12 protein-coding genes are annotated in these 15304 nt (G+C 70.4%); 4 read left to right on the top strand and 8 right to left on the bottom strand.

Going from position 1 to position 15304, the window contains the following annotated elements:
- Positions 1–84: 84 nt before the first annotated feature.
- Genes K206_RS0114070 through K206_RS0114060 form a run of 3 tightly spaced genes read right to left on the bottom strand, consistent with a single transcriptional unit; the run spans position 85 to position 4029 of the window.
- Positions 85–870 carry an enoyl-CoA hydratase/isomerase family protein gene (locus tag K206_RS0114070; protein WP_020203045.1) on the bottom strand — a complete coding sequence of 262 codons (786 nt, stop codon included), beginning with the start codon at positions 868–870 and terminating at the stop codon, positions 85–87.
- 42 nt (positions 871–912) lie between these two features.
- Entirely contained in the window at positions 913–2985 is a 2073-nt protein-coding gene (locus K206_RS0114065; protein WP_020203044.1) for an acetate--CoA ligase family protein, read from the bottom strand.
- Between the two features lie 60 nt (positions 2986–3045).
- Complete coding sequence (locus tag K206_RS0114060; protein ID WP_020203043.1) at positions 3046–4029, bottom strand: tripartite tricarboxylate transporter substrate binding protein; 984 nt, start codon at positions 4027–4029, stop codon at positions 3046–3048.
- Between the two features lie 157 nt (positions 4030–4186).
- Here K206_RS0114060 and K206_RS0114055 point away from each other — a divergent pair, with 157 nt between their 5' ends.
- On the top strand, positions 4187–5113 hold the full coding sequence (locus tag K206_RS0114055; RefSeq protein ID WP_020203042.1) for a LysR family transcriptional regulator: 927 nt from the start codon (positions 4187–4189) through the stop codon (positions 5111–5113).
- 24 nt (positions 5114–5137) lie between these two features.
- Here K206_RS0114055 and K206_RS0114050 read toward each other — a convergent pair whose 3' ends face one another.
- The 5 genes from K206_RS0114050 to K206_RS0114030 all read right to left on the bottom strand — a co-directional run bounded on the left by K206_RS0114050 (position 5138) and on the right by K206_RS0114030 (position 11772).
- Positions 5138–5977: an ABC transporter permease gene (locus tag K206_RS0114050; RefSeq protein WP_020203041.1), complete on the bottom strand. Its 840-nt coding sequence runs from the start codon at positions 5975–5977 to the stop codon at positions 5138–5140.
- Positions 5978–5990: 13 nt separating this feature from the next.
- Positions 5991–6764, bottom strand: a complete 774-nt coding sequence (locus K206_RS0114045; protein WP_020203040.1) for an ABC transporter ATP-binding protein — start codon at positions 6762–6764, stop codon at positions 5991–5993.
- A 17-nt stretch (positions 6765–6781) separates the two neighbouring features.
- Positions 6782–7786 (bottom strand): ABC transporter substrate-binding protein, encoded by a 1005-nt coding sequence (locus tag K206_RS0114040; RefSeq protein WP_231401607.1) that lies wholly within the window; start codon positions 7784–7786, stop codon positions 6782–6784.
- A gap of 120 nt (positions 7787–7906) precedes the next feature.
- The gene (locus K206_RS0114035; protein ID WP_020203038.1) at positions 7907–9640 is read right to left on the bottom strand and encodes a hydantoinase B/oxoprolinase family protein; all 1734 of its coding nucleotides are present in this window, start codon (positions 9638–9640) and stop codon (positions 7907–7909) included.
- Positions 9637–11772 (bottom strand): hydantoinase/oxoprolinase family protein, encoded by a 2136-nt coding sequence (locus K206_RS0114030; RefSeq protein ID WP_029043616.1) that lies wholly within the window; start codon positions 11770–11772, stop codon positions 9637–9639. The genes K206_RS0114035 and K206_RS0114030 overlap by 4 nt, the downstream gene beginning before the upstream one ends.
- 280 nt (positions 11773–12052) lie before the next feature.
- On the opposite strand from K206_RS0114030, the gene K206_RS0114025 reads away from it, so the two are divergent.
- The 3 genes from K206_RS0114025 (at position 12053) to tdh (ending at position 15223) form a co-directional block, all read left to right on the top strand.
- On the top strand, positions 12053–12778 hold the full coding sequence (locus tag K206_RS0114025; RefSeq protein WP_020203036.1) for a TetR/AcrR family transcriptional regulator: 726 nt from the start codon (positions 12053–12055) through the stop codon (positions 12776–12778).
- A 115-nt stretch (positions 12779–12893) separates the two neighbouring features.
- A complete protein-coding gene (locus K206_RS0114020; protein ID WP_020203035.1) occupies positions 12894–14096 on the top strand; it encodes a glycine C-acetyltransferase in 1203 nt (400 codons plus the stop codon).
- Positions 14097–14143: 47 nt separating this feature from the next.
- Positions 14144–15223 carry an L-threonine 3-dehydrogenase gene (gene tdh, locus K206_RS0114015; protein ID WP_020203034.1) on the top strand — a complete coding sequence of 360 codons (1080 nt, stop codon included), beginning with the start codon at positions 14144–14146 and terminating at the stop codon, positions 15221–15223.
- Positions 15224–15304 lie beyond the last annotated feature (81 nt).

The raw sequence follows: 15304 nt of genomic DNA, 5'->3' as shown, positions 1-15304 counted from the left end.
CGGGCACGCGCGCGCCGCCGATGTAGTGATGGTCGATCCGCATCCCGGCCGTGGCCGCGAGCGTTACCGTGGTCGTTGCATCTGTCACTGTCCTTGCTCCTTGCTCTTGCGTTTTTCCAGGAAGGCCGCCATCACGCGCTGGGGCTCGCCGTCGGCATAGCATTCGAGCTGCGCGCGGATCCCCGCCACGCAGGCCTCGTCGAAGCCGGGCTGGCTCAGCGCGCGCAGGCGCTGCTTGGACAGCCGCACCGCCGTCGGCGGCAGCGCGGCCAAAACGCGCGCACGCGCCAGCGCGGCATCCATCAGCGCGTCCGCCGCGGCGAGTTCCGTCACCAGCCCGATCTCATAAGCGCGCTGCCCGCTCACGAGGTCGCCCGACAGCGACATCTGCGCGTTGTGGGTGTGGCCCACGTGCAGCGTCATCAGGTAAGACCCCACGATGCTGGCCAGGCCGGCCTTGACTTCGGGCTGGCCCCAGCGGCTGTCCGGCGTGGCGATGCGCCAGTCGGCGCACAGCGCCACCTGGAAGCCGGCGCCGGCGGCCACGCCGTGCACGGCGGCCACGCACGGCTTGTCGAGGTCGCGCACGGCCTGGTACATGGCGCGCTGCCGGTTGAGCCACGGCACGATCTGCTGCCACGTGACCGCCGCCGCCTCGTCGAGGTCCTGTCCCGAGCAGAACGCGCGGGCGCCGGCGCCGGCCAGCACCACGGCGCGCACCGCCGGCGCGCGGTTGAGTTCGTCGAGGCTGGCGATCAGTTGCGCGCGCAGCGCATCGTTGACCGCGTTCATGCGGCCGGGGCGGTTCAGCGTGACCACGGCGACGCCGCCGTCCAGCGCGACCGCGACTTCGTTTTCCTGTACAGGCATGTCTTTGCTCCGTTGTTTGTCTGCGTGGATTGCCGCCGCGCCTCAGCGCATTTCCACCACCGCGTCGACCGCCACCACGCCCTGCCCGGCCGGCATCACCATCAGCGGGTTGATGTCCACCGCCTTGAGCGAGGTGCGATAGGCCAGCGCGAAATCGCCGAGCGCCACGGCCGCCGCGGCGAGCGCGTCTAGATCGAGGGCCGGCACGTCGCGATAGCCGTCGAACAGCGGCGCGACGCGCAGGCGCCGGCAAGCCGCGCGCGCCTCGTCCGCGCTGAACGGCGCCAGCAGCGTGACGATGTCCTGGCGCAGCTCCAGCAGCGTGCCGCCCTCGCCGATCATGACCAGCGGGCCGAGCGCGGCGTCCACGGTCACGCCAAGCGCGAATTCGTGCGTGCCCTTGACCATCCGCGCCACCACCACGCGCGGCGCGGCCTCGCCGAGTTCGGCCAGCTTGCCAAGGCAGGCCCCGGCCGCCGCGCGCACGCCCGCGGCATCGGCCAGGCGCAGCCGCACCAGGCCATGCTCGCTCTTGTGCGGCACGCCGGCCGCGCAGCCCTTGACCGCCACCGTGCCGCCGCCCAGCGCCGCGAACGCCGCCACCGCCTCGCCGGCGCTGGCGCATTGCCGGTGCGCGACCACCAGCACGCCGTGGCCGGCCAGCAGGGCGAGGCTGGCGTGCTCGTCGAGCAGGCCGCTGCCGTCCCACGTCCGCGCGGCGGGCAGCAGGCGCTCGCCGGCGCCGCCGAGTTGGCGGTGCGCGGCGTACTGGGCGAGCGCGCCGATGGCGTCGGCCTCGGTGGTGAAGGCGGGAATGCCGTGCGCGGCGAAGGCCGCGCGCACGTCCTGCTGCGGCGCGCTGACGACGAGCGGCTTGGCGTGCTCCGCGAGAAAAGCGGCGGCGTCGCGCGCCAGCGCCGGCACGTCGTAGCCCGGCCCGGCCACCGGGATGCCGATCATGACCATGTCGGCCTGCGAGTCGCCGCCCAGCACGTCCAGCACGCGCGGGAACATGTCGCCCTTGCCGAGCAGCGCGGCGGTCATGTCGAGCGGGTTGTTGACGCTGCCGAACTCCGGCAGGATCGCGGCCAGCCCGTCCCGGGTGGCCGGGGCCAGCTCCGCCAGCGGCAGCGCTGCGCGCTCGGCCAGGTCGGCGGCCATCACGCCCACCGCGCCGCTGTGGCTCATCACCACCGTGCGGCCGGTGGCGGGATCGTGGCCTTGCAGGTACAGCGGCGTGGCGCGGATGAACTCGTTCATGTCGCGCGCGCGCCAGATGCCGTGGCGCGCGAGGAACGCATCGATGGCGGCGTCGTTGCCGACCAGCGCGCCCGTGTGCGACGCCGCGGCCACCGCGCCGCGCCGGCTGCTGCCGCTCTTGAGCGCCACCACGTGCGCGCCGCGCGCGCGCGCCACGGCCGCCGCGGCGGCGAGACGCTCGGGGTCGGACAGCGTCTCCAGGTAGACCAGGATCACGCGGATGGCCGGATCGGCCGCCACCGCCTCGGCCATCGCGCAGGCATCGAGGTCGGCGTCGTTGCCGGTGGCCACCAGGTAGCGCACGCCGAACCCGGCCTGGCGCAGCAGCGCATACGGCATCACGCTGGCCGCGCCGCTCTGGCTGATGATGGCGATGGGACCGTCGGCGGGCGCCACTTCCATGAACATGGTGCTGAAATTGAGCACCGCGCCGCTGGCGAAGTTGGCGGTGCCCTGCGCATTGGGCCCGACCAGGCGCATGCCGCCGGCATTGGCCGCGGCCACCAGCGCGGCCTGCCGCTCGCGGCCGGCCGCGCCGGTCTCGCCGAAGCCCGAGGCCATCACCACGGCGGCCTTGACGCCGAGCGCGCTGCACTGGCGCACCTGCGCCAGCGTGGCGTCGCCCGCCACCGCGATCACCACCGCGTCCGGCACCGCGCCGATCTCGGCGACGCTGGCATAGGCGCGGTGGCCCTGGATCTCGGCGCGGCCAGGATTGACCGGGTAGACCTTGCCGGCGAAACCGAAGCGGTTCAGGTAGTGGATCGGCCTGCCGCCGACCTTGTTGGGGTTGTCGGAGGCGCCGATGACGGCGACGGAGCGGGGGCTGAACAGGGCGTCGAAATGCGGACTCATCGGTGTGCTTGCGTGCGTGCTGTGCGGGGGATCGGCAGGGGAATGCATGGCCATGCGCCTTCAGTCGAGGCTGGCGCCGGAGGCCTTGACCACGGCCGACCACTTGCCCGCGTCGTGCTGGATCATCTGCGCGAAGTCCTGCGGGGTGCCGGGCATCGGCCTGGCGCCGAGCGTGGCCAGTTGCGCCTTGACGTCCGGCATGCCCAGCACCTTCTGCAGCTCGCCGTTCAGGCGCGCAACCACGGCGCCCGGCGTGCCCTTCGGCGCGGACAGCCCGAACCAGATCGTCACGTCGAAGCCGGGCAGGCCCGACTCGGCCACCGTGGGCACCTTGGGCAGCGCCTCCGAGCGTGCCGGGCCGGTCACGGCCAGCGCGCGGACCTTGCCGGCGCCGATGTACTGCGCCTGGCTGGAGACGGTGTCGAACATCATCGAGATGCGCCCGCCCAGCAGGTCGGTGAAGGCGGCGGCGGATCCCTTGTAGGGCACGTGCACGATGTCGATGGCGGCCATCGACTTGAACAGCTCGCCGGACAGGTGGTTGGAGCTGCCGTTGCCGGCCGAGCCGAACGTGAGCGTGCCCGGTTTCCGGCGCGCCAGCGCGATCAGGTCCTTGACGCTGGCCACGGCGGACGCGGGCGGCACCACCAGCACGTTGACCGTGGAGGCCACCGAGCCGACCGCGTCGAAGGCCTTGACCGGGTCGATCTTGAGCGTCCTGTACAGCGAGGGGTTGATCGCCATCGTCCCGGTGGTCGAGAAGAACAGCGTATAGCCGTCCGGCGCGGCCGCGGCGACGGCTTCGGTGGCAATGGTGCCGCCGGCGCCGCCGCGGTTGTCGATCACCACCGGCTGGCCCAACTGCTGCGACAGGTGCTGGCCGATCAGGCGGGCCATCGCGTCGGTCGGCCCGCCCGCCGGGAAGGGCACCACGAGCCGTAGCGGCTTGTCGGGATAGGCCGCGGCAAGGCCGGGGCTGGCGAGGCCGGCGAGCGCCAGAACGGCGGGCGCGATCCAGCGCAGGAAGGAAGCGGAAGGTCTCACGAATTGTCTCCATCGTTGTCTTGGCGCCGGCTCGGTGTGCTGCATGGCCAGGCATGACGGCAGTGTAGAGACCGCCGAGGAAATGCATAAGCGTAGAATCGGATATACCTGTTATCCACTATTTGCATGGGTGAGGACGGTCCCCGCCCGCGACGACATGAACATCAAGCAACTCGAAACGCTGGTGCTGGTGGCCGAGCTCGGCTCGCTGTCGCGCGCCGCCCGGGCCACCGGCGTGGCCCAGTCGCTGGTCAGCCGCAGCATCGGCCAGCTGGAAGCGCAGTGGGGCGACCGGCTGTTCGAGCGCACGGGCCGGGGCGTGGTGCTGTCGGAATTCGGCCGGCGCATCTTTCCGCAGGTGCAGTTGCTGCTGGCGCAGTCGGCGCGGCTGCAGGACGAGGTGAAGGACGCGGCGGGGGTGCCCTCGGGCGTGGTGCGCGTGGGCGTGCTGCCGTCGATGGCGCGCCGCGTGGTGACGCGGCTGTTCGAGGACACGCAGGCGAAGGCGCCCGGCGTGCTGCTTCACATCTCGGAGGGATTCAGCGGCCAGCTCGACGAGCAGCTCGCCTCGGGGCGGCTCGACATGGCGGTGGTCAACCGCTACGGGCACGGCCCGCGCCAGGACGAGGACATCGTCGGGCAGGTCGCCACCTACCTGGTCTGCGCCGGCACGCATGCGCTGGCGCGGCGGCGCGAGATCGCGCTGCGCGAGCTGGCGGGGCTGCCGCTGGTGCTGCCGCCCGCGCCCAACGGCCTGCGCTCGATCCTCGACCAGCACGCGCGCCAGCAGGGCATCGCGCTGAACGTGGTGCTGGAGGTCGAGTCGCTGGCGACCATGAAACAGGTGGTCATGGGCGGGCACGCCATGACCATCCTGCCGCTGCTCGGCGTGGACGACGAGATCCGCGCGGGGCAGCTCGGCGCGCTGGAGATCCGCAAGCCGGAAATACCACGCACGATCTCGATCGGCATCACGCGGCACCACCCGCTGTCGCGCGCGTCGCGCTACGTGCTCGCGCGGCTGCACGACGTGGTGCCGGCGCTGATCGCGGCCGGCACCGCCGGCGCGCCCGCGGCGCAGTGAGCGCGGGCGGCCCCGTTCCCGGCGCTAGCGCCTGGCTTGCGCCAGTTGCGGCACGCGCTCCGCGCCGGCGGCCGGTGCATTGCCTTCCACCGGCCTGCCGCGCTGCGAGGCATGCCACGGCAGCAGCTTTTCCTCCGCCCACTCGAGCGCCTTGAACAGGATCACGCCGAGCGCGCACAGCAGCGCCAGCGCGACGAACACGGTCGGCGTGTCGAAGCTGCCCTGCGCCACCAGGATCACGTGGCCGAGGCCGGTCTCGCCAGCCACGAACTCGCCGACGATGGTGCCCACCAGCGCGAACGACACGCCCACCTTCATGCCGGCAAAGATGCCCGGCAGCGCGTTGGGAAAGCGGATCTTCCACAGCACCTTGCCGCGCGAGGCCTGGTTGGCGCGCGCCATGTTGAGCATCTCGGGGTCGATGGACTTGAGGCCGAGCACGGTGTCGATCAGGATCGGGAAGATCGCGATCAGCATGGCGATGGCGATCTTGGGCGCGGAGCCGGTGCCGAGCCAGATCACGAACAGCGGCGCCAGCGCGACCTTGGGCACGGCGTTGAGCGCCACCATCAGCGAATACAGCGTGCGCTCCAGGAAGCGCGAGTAGACGATGCCGATGGCCGCGCCCACGCCCAGCAGCACGGCGATGGCAAAGCCCGCCAGCGTGGTCAGCAAGGTGTCCAGGCTCTGCATCAGCAGGAAGCCCGGCTGCGACAGGAACTGCGCGAAGATCTTGCTCGGCGGCGGCAGCAGGAACTCGCGCACGCCGAACGCGCGCACCGCGCCTTCCCACGCCAGCAGCAGCACCACGATGGTGAGAACGGCCAGCCGGCTGTTCTCGGAACGTTTCCAGATCCGCTTCATTGCTTCATCCCCCTCATCCCCTGTAGATGCCAAGCTCGCGGAAGATCTGGCGGATCTGCGCGACATAGCCCGCGAACGCTTCGGTTTCCCGCACCGCCAGCCCGCGCGGGCGCTCCAGCTCGATCGGAATCACCGCGGCGACGCCGCCGGGATTGCGCGACATCACCACCACCCGGTCGCTCAGGTAGACGGCCTCGGAGATCGAGTGCGTGATGAACAGCACGGTCTTGCCGGTGGCCAGCCAGGTGCGCTGCAGCTCTTCGTTGAGGTCGTCGCGCGTGAACGGGTCGAGCGCGCCGAACGGCTCGTCCATCAGCAGCAGTTGCGGGTCCACCAGCAGCGCGCGGCAGATCGAGGCGCGCTGGCGCATGCCGCCGGAGAGTTCCCACGGGTAGCGGCTGGCGAACGCGCCGAGGCCGAACAGGTTGAGCACGGCGCGCGCGCGTTCCTCGAAATCGCGCCGGTCGAGGTCGTGGAACTCGGCGGCGATCAGCACGTTGTCGAGGATGGTGCGCCAGTCCAGCAGCAGGTCGCGCTGGAACACCACGCCCATGTTGGCGGGCGGCCCCACGATGGGGTCGCCCTGCAGCGCGAGGTGGCCGCTGGTGATGGGCTCCAGCCCGGCCACGCACTTGAGCAGCGTGCTCTTGCCGCAGCCGCTGGGCCCGACGATGCTGACGAACTCGCCTTCCTCGATGTCGAGGCTGACGTCCTTGAGCGCGTAGAGCGGCTCGCGCTGCGAGTGATAGATCTTGTTGAGCTGGCCGATCTGCAGGAATGCCGACATCTTTCCGTCTCCCGCGCCTAGTTCGCCAGCATGGCGTTGGTGTAGTAGTCGGCGGGCTTGTGCCCGGGCTTGATCATGCCGGCCTGCTCCATCGAGCGGATCGCGGCGGCCCAGTCGGCGTCGTCCTGGCGGCCGAACGGCAGGCTCTTCTGCGTGGGGCTGTCGAAGAACGGGCGGTAGGCCCGGATCTGCGCCTGCAGGATCTGCGGGTCGAGCTTGACGTTGGGGCGCTGCGCCTGGATCGCCGCCACGCCTTCGTCGATGTGGCCGTTGTAGATGTATTCCCATGCACGCACCTGGATCTGGGTGAACTTCCTGATCGCCGCGCCCTTCTCGGCCAGCCGCTGCGGCGTCGCCACCAGGCCGTAGCTGGGGAAGTTGATGCCGCTGTCGGACAGCAGCAGCGCCTTGGCCGGTCGCACCTTGGACACCATCAGCTGGCCGAACGGCGCCTGCGAGAGGAAGCCGTCGCTGTTGCCCGAGGCGTAGGTGGAGATCATCGCCGCCGGCGACACCATCACGATGCTGGCCTTGCCCTTGGCGATGCCGTTGGCCTTGAAGTAGGGATCGATGAACGGCGCCCACGGGCTGGTGGTGAAGCACACCAGCTTCTTGCCGATCAGGTCCTGCACCGACTTCACGCCGAGCTTCTCGTCCACCATCACGGCGAGGTCGCCCTTGCGCGCGAAGCCGGCGATGGACATCAGCTCCAGCCCGTTTTCCCTGGCCACCGCCATCGTGCCGAGCTGCACCTGGCCCACGTCGGCCTGGCCGGCGGCCAGCAGCTGCAGCGTGTTGATGGTGCCGGTGCCGTCCTGCACCTCCACATCGAGCCCGGCCTCCTGGAACCAGCCTTTTTGCCTGGCGAGGTGCATGGCCGCATGCATGCCCCACGGCGAGTAATCCATCCGCACCAGCAGCTTCTGGTCGGCGGCCTGCGCCGCGCAGGCGGCGGTCAGCAGCATCGATGTCGCGGCGGCCGCGCAGACGCGCCAGGCCAGTTTCATGACAGAAGAACGCATCGTAGTTTCCTTGTGGGCGTGGGCGGGTCTCGATGTGTACCCGCCTCCGGTGTGACCGTGAATCCGTGAAAGCGTGAATCCTGCTGCGCGAGCGCTGCCGTATCGACGGCCTGCGCCGGCCTACGCCGCCTTCGCCAGCCGCCGCGCGCGCAGCGCGGCGGTGGCCGCGGCGTCGACCTCGCCGGTGGCCGGGTCCGCCACCGCCTGGTAGTGCTCGCGCACGAAGGCCGCGCTGAGCTTGTGGTTCCACACGTCCTCGCGGATGCGCGCGAAGTCGCGCGCGAGCGGATCGCCGAAGCCGCCGCCGCCGGGCTGGATGTGCGTGACCAGGTCGCCGCGCGCGATCGTCATGCCGACCTTGCTCGGCAGCTCGGTGGTGGCCCCGTCGTGCTCAAGCAGGTTGCGTGCCGGGCTCGCCGCCGCGCCGCCGGCCAGGCCGTATGGCGAGAACTTCATGCGGTCCGCGCGCAGCTGCAGCAGCGCGTCCGGCGCCAGCACGCGGTAGCTGCGGCGGATGCCGAGGCCGCCGCGGAACTGGCCCGCGCCGCAGGAATCCTCGACCAGCTCGTAGGCTTCCACGCGCACCGGATGCTGCGCCTCGAGCGTTTCCACCGGCGTGTTGGAGAGGTTCTGCGAGGCGTTGGTGATGGCCTCGATGCCGTCGCTGGCCGGACGCCCGCCCCAGGCGCCGCAGATCATGTCGACGATGATGTACGGCTTGCCGTTGTCGCCCTTGCCGGACAGGCACACCACGGTGTTGCCGCCTTCGCCGGCGGCGGGGATGCGGTCCGGCACGATCTGCGCGAGCGCGCCGAGCATGGCGTCGAACACGCGGTAGCCGGTCAGCGCGCGCGCCGCCACCGCGCTGGGCGGCAGCGGGTTGAGCACCGAGCCTTCGGGCACGCGCACCTCGATGCAGCGGAACACGCCCGCGTTGTTGGGCACGTCGCCCTTGAGCGCGCAGCGCACGCTCAGGTAGGTGCACGACCTGGTGTACGACAGCGTGGAGTTGATGGCCGCGCGCACCTGCGGCGACGAGCCGGTGTAGTCCGCGCTGACGTGGTCGTCGTGCACGGTCAGCGCCACCCGGATCGGGATCGGCTCGGGCGAGAGGCCGTCGTCGTCGATGTAGTCGGTGAAGTGGAAGGTGCCCTTGGGCCATCCGCGGATTTCCTCGCGCGTGAGGCGCTCGGCATAGTCCAGCAGCTCGTTCAGGTAGGCGCGCGTGTCCGCGCGGCCGTAGCGGTCGAACAGCGCGGTCAGCTCGCGCACGCCGACCTGGGTGGCCGCGTACTGCGCCTTGAGGTCGCCCAGCACGCGGTCCGGCACGCGCACGTTCTGCGCGATGATGCGCTCGAGCGTGTCGTTGACCTGCCCGGCCTCGTACAGCTTGAGCACCGGGATGCGCAGGCCCTCCTGGTAGATCTCGGTGGAATCGCTGGCGTTGGAGCCCGGCACGCGGCCGCCCACGTCGGTGTGGTGGCAGATCACCACGCACCAGCCTTCCAGCTCGCCGCGGTAGAAGAACGGCACGAACATGAAGATGTCCGGCAGGTGCATGCCGCCCTGGTACGGGTCGTTGACGATGACCGCGTCGCCGGGCCGCAGCGCGTCGCCGTAGCGCGCCCGCACCGCTTCCATCGCCTCGGGAATGGCGCCCAGGTGCAGCGCGATGGTCTTGGCCTGCGCCACCATGCGGCCGTGGCGGTCGCAGATGGCGGCGGAGTAGTCCATCACGTCCTTGACGATCTCGGAGCGCGCGGTGCGGATGACCGTGTAGGCCACTTCGTCGACGATGGAATCCATCGCGTTCTTGACGACCGCGAAGGTCACCGGGTCGAACTGCGTGCTCATGCTGCCTCCTGGGGGCTGTCGATGTCGATGATGATGTTGCCGATCTTGTCGGCGCGCGCCGAGGCGCCGGGCGGCACCACGATGGTGGTGTCGTAGGACTCGATGACAAGCGGGCCCTGGCGCGGCGCCGCGGTGATGGCCGAGCGCGGCACCAGCAGCGTTTCGCGCGGTGCCTGGCCGCGCCCGAAGCTCACCGGGCGCGTGCCGGCCACGCCGTGCAGCGCGCTGGCGTCCACCTGGATGGCGTCGAAGTCCAGCCGCTGGTCGCTGCGGCCGTAGGCGCTCAGGCGGATGTTGACCAGTTCGAGCGGCTCGTCGTTGCGGTAGCCGAAGGTCTGCTGGTAGAGCGCGCCGAAGTCTTCCACCAGTTGCGCGATGGCGGCGGCGTCGGGCACGCTGCCGTCCCGTCCGCCCGCCAGCGGAATGGTCAGCTCCGAGCTCTGGCCCAGGTAGCGCAGGTCGATGCCCACGGCGATCTCCACCGCCTCCCGTCCGTAGCCTTCCAGCGCGAGCACCTCCTGGCCTTGCTGGCGCAGTTCCGCGATCACCGCGCCGATGCCGGCCGCGTCGCACTCGGCCAGCGGGCGCAGGATGGCCTTGACGAAGTTGTGCTCGGCGTCGGCGCACAGCATGCCGGCCGAGCAGAACACGCCCGCCATGACCGGCGCGATCACGCGCCGGATGCCCAGCAGCATGGCCACGTCCACCGCGTGCAGCGGGCCGCCGCCGCCGAAGGCGATCATGGTCATGTCGCGCGGATCGCGCCCGCGCTCCACCGTCACGGCGCGCAGCGCGCGCGCCATGCTGACGTTGGCCACGTGGCGGATGCCGTGCGCGGCGGCGAGCGTGTCGAGGCCGAGCGGCGCGCCGATGTGCGTGTCGATGGCGCGCGCCGACTGCGCCGGGTCCACCTTGAGGCTGCCGCCGGCGAGCGCTGCGGGATTGAGATAGCCGAGCACCATGTTGGCGTCGGTCACGGTGGGGCGGTCGTTGCCGCGGCCGTAGCAGGCCGGACCCGGGTTGGCGCCGGCCGATTCCGGCCCCACGCACAGCAGGCCGCCGGCATCGATCCACGCCAGCGAGCCGCCGCCCGCGCCCACCTCGGCGATGTCGATGGCGGGCACCTTGAGCACATAGCCGCCGCCCTTGACGAAGCGGCTCGGCGCGCTGATGCCGTCGCGGAACTCGTATTCGGTGGTCAGCGACGGCACGCCGTCGGTGATGATGGAAGCCTTGGCGGTGGTGCCGCCCATGTCGAACACGATCAGGTCGCGGCCGCCGCCGAGCGCGCCGATCCGCGCCGCGCCGGCCACGCCGCCGGCCGGGCCGGAGGCCACCGCGAACACCGGCTTGTCGCTGGCGCTGCCCACGCCCATCATGCCGCCGTTGGAGGCCATCACCTGCAGCGACGCGGTCACGCCCATGCGGCCGAGGTCGTCCTTGAGGCGGCGCAGGTAGGTGCGCATGGCCGGCAGGATGTAGGCGTTCACCACGGTCGTGCTGGTGCGCTCGTACTCCTTGATCTCCGGCAGCACGTCGCACGATGCGGTCACCAGCAGGCGCGGGAACTCCCGCTCCAGGCTCGCCTTGGCCGCGAGTTCGTGCGCCGGATTGATATAGCTGTTGATGAAGCAGATCGCCAGCGCCTCCACGCCCTCTTCCACCAGCCCGCGCGCCACGCGCAGCACCTCGTCGGCGTCGAGCGGCACCACGATGTTGCCGCGCGCGTCGATGCGCTCGTTGAGGCCGCGGCGGTAGCGCCGCGGCGCCAGCGGCAGCGGCTTCTGCCAGCCCAGGTCGAACATGGTGGGCGTGCGGATGCGGCCGATCTCCAGCACGTCGCGGAAACCCGCCGTGGTCAGCACGCCGGTGCGCGCGCCGACCTTCTGCAGGATGGTGTTGGAGGCCGTGGTGGTGCCGTGCACGATCTCGGTGATGTCGCCCGGCGCGATGCCGGCCTGCGCGATCAGCGCCCCCAGGCCGGTCACGATGGCCTCGCCGAGGTCGTGCGGCGTGGTCGAGGTCTTGTTGACGAACAGGCGGCCGTCCGGCATGGCCAGGACGATGTCCGTGAAAGTACCGCCGATGTCGCAGCCGACGCGCACGCCCGCCTTGCTTCCTGCTTGAACCATGTCCTCTCCAGATTCCAGGTTTGTGAGGCGCGGGCGACTTGCCCGTGCCGCGCGAGCCCTTGCCCGGGACCGCGCACCGATTCATCAGCTAACTAACTAGTCAGTACAATAGAAGACCGGTTTTTGCTTGTCAACCGGGTTTTCACGGAGCACAAGAATGTTGCCTGGCAAGGCTTTGCGCATGGTTTTTGTGCACGGCGGGCGGTGTACACTAACCATCTGGTTAGCGCACGCACCATCGCGGCGCAGCGCCCCGCACAACTTCAAGGAACCCCTCGCCATGCCAGCCACCGCCAAGACCGCGCGCAAGCCCAAGCCTCGCGATGCCCAGGCCACGCGCGAAAAAATCCTGCAGATGGCGTCGAAGGAATTCGCCGCCAAGGGCTTCGACGGCGCGCGCGTCGACAGCATCGTCGCGCGCAGCAAGATCAGCAAGAACCTCGTCTACCACTACTTCGACAGCAAGGAAGCGCTGTTCATCGAAGTCATGGAGCGCGCCTATGCCGCCATGCGCGAGCGCCAGAACGAGCTCGGCCTGACCGGCGACAACCCGGTCGACGACATGCGCGCGCTGGTGATGCACACCATCCAGCATTTCGTCGAGCAGCCCGAATTCATCCTGCTGCTGGGCACCGAGAACCTGCACAAGGCCGAGCACATCCGCCAGTCCAAGGTCATTCCCGCCATGTTCAACCCGCTCAAGAGCGCGCTGGCGGAAATCCTCGAGCGCGGCAAGGCGCAGGGCGTGTTCCGCCCCGACGCGGACTGGGTGGATCTGTATGTGTCGATCTCCGGCCTGGGCTCGTACTTCATCTCGAACCGCTACACCTTGTCCTTCGTGCTCGGCGTGGACCTCGGCGCGCCCGAGCGCGTGGCCTCGCGGCTGCGCCACGTGCCGGACATGGTGATGAGCTACCTGTGCAATTTCGGCGAGGCGCGCGCCGGCGCGCCGGGCTGCCCGCAAGTCGCGGCCAGCGTGGCCGGGGCGGAAGCGCCGCAGCCCTGAGGTCGGCGCGGGTGGCGAGGGCGGCACGACATTTTCCTGCGCGCGCGTGGCATCGGGCATACCATAGGCACTGGCATTCTGGGCATTGCACGAAACCACCACGCCAGGGGATCCCATGCGCGACCGCTATCTTTCCCATCTCCGCGACACCCTCGACACCATCCGCGCCGACGGCTTCCACAAGGCCGAGCGCGTGATCGCCAGCCCGCAGGCGGCCGACATCCGGCTGGCCGGCGGCGAGCGGGTGCTGAATTTCTGCGCCAACAACTACCTCGGCCTGGCCGACGACGCGCGCCTGATCGAGGCGGCGCGGCGCGGGCTGGAGGAGGACGGCTTCGGCATGGCGTCGGTGCGCTTCATCTGCGGCACGCAGTCGGTGCACAAGACGCTGGAGGCCGCGCTCGCGCGCTTCCTCGGCACCGGCGACAGCATCCTCTACTCGAGCTGCTTCGACGCCAACGGCGGCCTGTTCGAGACGCTGCTCGACGACCAGGACGCGGTCATCAGCGACGAGCTCAACCACGCCAGCATCATCGACGGCGTGCGCCTGTGCAAGGCCAGGCGCTACCGTTACCGCAACAACGACATGGCCGACCTGGAGGCGCGCCTGCGGGAGGCCGACGCCGCCGGCGCGCGCTTCAAGCTGATCGCCACCGACGGCGTGTTCTCGATGGACGGCATCATCGCCGACCTGCGCGCGATCTGCGACCTGGCGGACCAGTACGGCGCGCTGGTGATGGTGGACGACTCGCACGCGGTCGGCTTCGTCGGCGCGCACGGGCGCGGCACACCCGAGCTGTGCGGCGTGGAGGGACGCGTGGACATCATCACCGGCACGCTGGGCAAGGCGCTGGGCGGCGCGTCCGGCGGCTACGTGGCGGCGCACCGCGAGATCGTGGACCTGCTGCGGCAGCGCTCGCGCCCCTACCTGTTCTCCAACTCGCTGGCGCCGAGCATCGCTGCGGCCACGCTCAAGGTGCTGGAGCTGCTGGCCAGCGACGAAGGCGCCGCGCTGCGCCGGCGCGTGCGCGAGAACGGCGAGCACTTCCGCCGCGAGATGAGCGCGCTGGGCTTCACGCTGGTGCCGGGCCAGCACCCGATCATCCCGGTCATGCTGGGCGACGCCGCGCTGGCCACCGGCATGGCCGACGCGCTGCTGGCCGAGCACGTGTACGTGGTCGGCTTCTCCTTCCCGGTGGTGCCCAAGGGCCGCGCGCGCATCCGCACGCAGATGAGCGCCGCGCACAGCGCGGAGCACATCGAGCGCGCGGTCGCCGCGTTCGCCAGGGTCGGCCGGCGCTTCGGCGCCATCGCCTGAACCCGCGCGCCGCATCGGTACAGGACAGCACAGCAAGGAGTCCAGCCATGAAAGCCCTCGCCAAGACCGAACGCGCGCCCGGCCTGGCCATGACCGACGTGCCGGTGCCGGAGGTCGGCCACAACGACGTGATGATCCGCATCCGCCAGACCGCCATCTGCGGCACCGACATCCACATCTGGAAATGGGACGAGTGGGCGCAGCACACCATCCCGGTGCCGATGCAGGTCGGGCACGAATACGTGGGCGAGATCGTCGCGCTCGGGCAGGAGGTGCGCGGGCTGGCCATCGGCGACCGCGTCTCCGGCGAGGGGCACATCACCTGCGGCTTCTGCCGCAACTGCCGCGCCGGGCGCCGCCACCTGTGCCGCAACTCGGTCGGCGTCGGCGTCAACCGGCCCGGCGCCTTCGCCGAATACCTGGTGATCCCCGCCTTCAACGCCTTCCGCATCCCCGACGACATCCCGGACGAGATCGCCGCCATCTTCGACCCGTTCGGCAACGCCACCCACACCGCGCTGTCGTTCAACCTCGTGGGCGAGGACGTGCTCATCACCGGCGCCGGCCCGATCGGCATCATGGCCGCGGCCATCGCCCGCCACGTGGGCGCGCGCAACGTGGTCATCACCGACGTCAACGACTACCGCCTCGCGCTGGCCCGCAGGATGGGCGCCACGCGCGCGGTCAACGTGCAGCATGAAAACCTCGGGGACGTGGCCGCCGAGCTGCACATGACCGAGGGTTTCGACGTCGGCATGGAGATGTCGGGCGTGCCGAGCGCGTTCGCCACCATGCTCGGGCACATGAACCACGGCGGCAAGATCGCCATGCTGGGCATCCCGCCGTCGCAGATGGCGATCGACTGGAACCAGATCATCTTCAAGGGCCTGGAGATCAAGGGCATCTACGGCCGCGAGATGTTCGAGACCTGGTACAAGATGGTCGCCATGCTGCAAAGCGGGCTCGACCTGACGCCCATGATCACGCACCGCTTCGGCGTGGACGACTTCCAGGCCGGCTTCGCGGCCATGCTGTCGGGCAACAGCGGCAAGGTGGTGCTGGACTGGACCGGCGCGCATCATAACGCGACGATGCTCGCTCCTGTGGAGCCATGCGGGGCGAACTGATAGATTGACACGGTGTGATTCCTGGTGGGTCATCGTTGCCTGCCCCGTTTGCCCTACATGCGCGGGGCCGAGGTGGCACGC

It is taken from the genome of Cupriavidus sp. WS (assembly GCF_000395345.1).
Classification (GTDB): domain Bacteria; phylum Pseudomonadota; class Gammaproteobacteria; order Burkholderiales; family Burkholderiaceae; genus Cupriavidus; species Cupriavidus basilensis_B.
This window is presented reverse-complemented; position numbering and strand designations above follow the sequence as displayed.

Bases quoted from the DNA above. Each gene is read 5' to 3' on its own strand.
- K206_RS0114070 (WP_020203045.1), bottom strand. From the start codon at position 870: ATGCCTGTACAGGAAAACGAAGTCGCGGTCGCGCTGGACGGCGGCGTC.
- K206_RS0114065 (WP_020203044.1), bottom strand. From the start codon at position 2,985: ATGAGTCCGCATTTCGACGCCCTGTTCAGCCCCCGCTCCGTCGCCGTC.
- K206_RS0114055 (WP_020203042.1), top strand. From the start codon at position 4,187: ATGAACATCAAGCAACTCGAAACGCTGGTGCTGGTGGCCGAGCTCGGC.
- K206_RS0114050 (WP_020203041.1), bottom strand. From the start codon at position 5,977: ATGAAGCGGATCTGGAAACGTTCCGAGAACAGCCGGCTGGCCGTTCTC.
- K206_RS0114045 (WP_020203040.1), bottom strand. From the start codon at position 6,764: ATGTCGGCATTCCTGCAGATCGGCCAGCTCAACAAGATCTATCACTCG.
- K206_RS0114040 (WP_231401607.1), bottom strand. From the start codon at position 7,786: ATGCGTTCTTCTGTCATGAAACTGGCCTGGCGCGTCTGCGCGGCCGCC.
- K206_RS0114035 (WP_020203038.1), bottom strand. From the start codon at position 9,640: ATGAGCACGCAGTTCGACCCGGTGACCTTCGCGGTCGTCAAGAACGCG.
- K206_RS0114030 (WP_029043616.1), bottom strand. From the start codon at position 11,772: ATGGTTCAAGCAGGAAGCAAGGCGGGCGTGCGCGTCGGCTGCGACATC.
- K206_RS0114025 (WP_020203036.1), top strand. From the start codon at position 12,053: ATGCCAGCCACCGCCAAGACCGCGCGCAAGCCCAAGCCTCGCGATGCC.
- K206_RS0114020 (WP_020203035.1), top strand. From the start codon at position 12,894: ATGCGCGACCGCTATCTTTCCCATCTCCGCGACACCCTCGACACCATC.
- tdh (WP_020203034.1), top strand. From the start codon at position 14,144: ATGAAAGCCCTCGCCAAGACCGAACGCGCGCCCGGCCTGGCCATGACC.